The sequence below is a fragment of the Mesorhizobium sp. M4A.F.Ca.ET.050.02.1.1 genome (assembly GCF_003997725.1).
In the GTDB taxonomy this organism is placed as follows: domain Bacteria; phylum Pseudomonadota; class Alphaproteobacteria; order Rhizobiales; family Rhizobiaceae; genus Mesorhizobium.
Genome location: NZ_RZSG01000888.1, coordinates 1 through 2,304 on the forward strand (window position 1 = coordinate 1; position 2,304 = coordinate 2,304).

At 67.5% G+C, this 2,304-nt stretch carries 3 protein-coding genes; 1 reads left to right on the forward strand and 2 read right to left on the reverse strand.

What is annotated here, in order from left to right; all coding sequences use genetic code 11:
• Positions 1-793: SDR family oxidoreductase (locus EOA33_RS32715; RefSeq protein WP_126058771.1), on the reverse strand; the 793-nt coding region annotated here is incomplete at its 3' end.
• Between the two features lie 192 nt (positions 794-985).
• Here EOA33_RS32715 and EOA33_RS32720 point away from each other — a divergent pair.
• The gene (locus EOA33_RS32720) at positions 986-1,450 is read left to right on the forward strand and encodes a MarR family winged helix-turn-helix transcriptional regulator (RefSeq protein WP_126058770.1); all 465 of its coding nucleotides are present in this window, start codon (positions 986-988) and stop codon (positions 1,448-1,450) included.
• A gap of 31 nt (positions 1,451-1,481) precedes the next feature.
• Here the strand turns inward: EOA33_RS32720 and EOA33_RS32725 are convergent.
• Positions 1,482-2,304 (reverse strand): MFS transporter (locus EOA33_RS32725; RefSeq protein ID WP_145989426.1); only part of this gene is annotated, 823 nt, incomplete at its 5' end.

Consider the following 2,304-nt stretch of genomic DNA (forward strand, 5'->3'; position numbering starts at 1 on the left):
ATACGGCGTAGCGTGCCGCCGGCTTGCCGGCGAACAGGCTGCCGTAGAAATGGTCCCTGGCGCCGAGATATGTATCCAAGCCGGCCGGGTCGGCAAGGCCTGGCGCGGTAACGGTCTCGCCCTGGGCAAAACCGGCAAGTGCCGCGTCGACCAGATCGTCGGCCGTCATCACCCAGTCCTGGTTGATCCTGTCGAGGCTGATCCCGGACACGTCCCAGAACTCGGTGCGGATCGGTCCGGGCAGCACGACCTGTGCCCTCACCTCGGTGCCGGCGACTTCGCTCTGCAACGCTTCAGTGAAGTTGACGACATAGGCCTTGGTGCCGCTGTAGATGCCACCGACGGCGATGCCGTAGGCGACCACCGAGGCGATGTTGACGATGGCGCCTCGGTTGCGCGCAAGCAGGCCCGGCAGCACCGCGCGGGTCAAACGCGTCAAGGCGATGACATTGACCTTGATCATGCGCTCGGCGGAGTCCGCATCGGCCTCGGCGATCACTTGCAGCCCACCCATGCCGGCATTGTTGACCAGCAGCGTCACGCTCTCGTCGGCCGCGATCGCCTGCTCGACCCGGCGCAGGTCGCTGTCGCCGGCGAGATCGGCGACAATCGTCTTAACCTTGCGGCCATAGGCATAGGCCAGCCTGTCCGCAACCTCCTGCAGCCGGTCGGCGCGCCGCGCCACCAGCACCAGGTCGTAACCCTGCCCGGCCAGCCGGTCGGCATAGACCGCGCCGATGCCCGACGAGGCGCCGGTGATCACGGCCGTGCCCTTGTTGTCCTTCGTGCTCATTGTCCTGTTCCCTTGTTCGTGTCGCTCTGGTTCGGCGACGACGATCACGCCATTCGCCGACATGTCCGATTTAATATTAGTGGCATATGCCACTTTCACCGAAGTAGGTATATGCCACTATCTTGTCAACGGCGGCGGCGAAAACTATTTCTGCGGCTGGCCGGCGCAGCTTTTCGCCGGCAAGGAGCGAACATGACCGGAGTTCGGAAGCCAGGATTTAGCCGCTGCAACAACGCGACGCTGCGGCGCGCCGCGCGCAGGCTGGGGCGCTTCTACGATGACGCTCTGGCGCCATCGGGCTTGAAGGGCACGCAGTTCGGCCTGCTCTTTCAGATCCATGTCGGCAGCGAGCCGGCGATGGGCACCATCGCCGAGGCGCTGATCATGGACCTCTCGGCGCTCGGGCACACGCTGAAGCCGCTGATCCGCGACGGCTATGTCGAGACTTTCGCCAACAAGGACGACCGCCGCGTCAAGCGCGTGCGGCTGACGCCGCAGGGCAATGTCAAGCTGGACGAGGCGATCAGGCTGTGGAGCGCGGCGCAGCAGCGTTTCGAGGACAAGGTCGGCGCCGAGCAGGCGGCGAAGCTTCGCGCGGCGCTGGACGCGGTGGCTGATCTCGATCTGGAAATGCCGGCGGCCACTCCTTCGCTCTGAATAAGCGGCCGCCAATCCAGCTTTGCAGCGGTTACTCGGCCGGCATTGCGACCGGGCGGGCCAATGCCCGGCCGGCCAGCACGATACCCAGGCCTACGATCGGAAACACTGCCGCGACAAGGCCGAGATCTGCCGGCACGCCGTAGCGCAGCACCATACTCCCGACCACCGCGCCCAGCGCCACGCCGAGATAGAGCGCCGAGGCGTTGAGCGAGAGCACGATCGGCGCGGCGTCCGGCGCCAGCTTGATGATGCGGCTCGCCTGCGCCGGCGGGAACGCCCAGCCGACGATGCCCCACGGCACCATCATGCCCATCAGCGCCGGCCCGGCGATATGCTGCGGCAGGAAGGTCGGGATCAGCGAGAAGGTAATCACCATCGCCGCGCTCAGCGCCAATGACCAGGCGACGGTGCGCGTCGCGCCGAAGCGGTCGGCCGCCTGGCCGCCGGCAATGTTGCCGATGACGGCGCCGACGCCGAAGGCGAGCAGCATTCCGGGCAGCGCCAGCGGGCTCAAGCCCCCGCTCTGGATGGCCAGCGGCGCAATGAAGCTGAAGACGGTGAAGGCGCCAACCAGCGCTAGGGCGGTCGTCAGCAGGATCGGCATCACGCCGGGCCGCAGCGCCGCCGCCAGACGCGCCCGGAGCGGCAGCCTGGTGCCGATGATGCCGCGTGGCAGCCGGTACCAGAGGATCGCGCCGGCCAGCGCGCCAAGTCCGGCGATGGCGAAGAAAGTGCCACGCCAGCCGGCCACTGCCGCGACAAGCGCACCGAGCGGCGCGCCGACTGCATCCGCCACCGTGGTGCCGCCGACGACGACGGCGATGGCACGCGCCCGGTGATGGTCATCGACC

Excerpts from the sequence above, each read along its gene's own strand:
- EOA33_RS32720 (WP_126058770.1), top strand. The coding sequence starts at position 986 with ATGACCGGAGTTCGGAAGCCAGGATTTAGCCGCTGCAACAACGCGACG.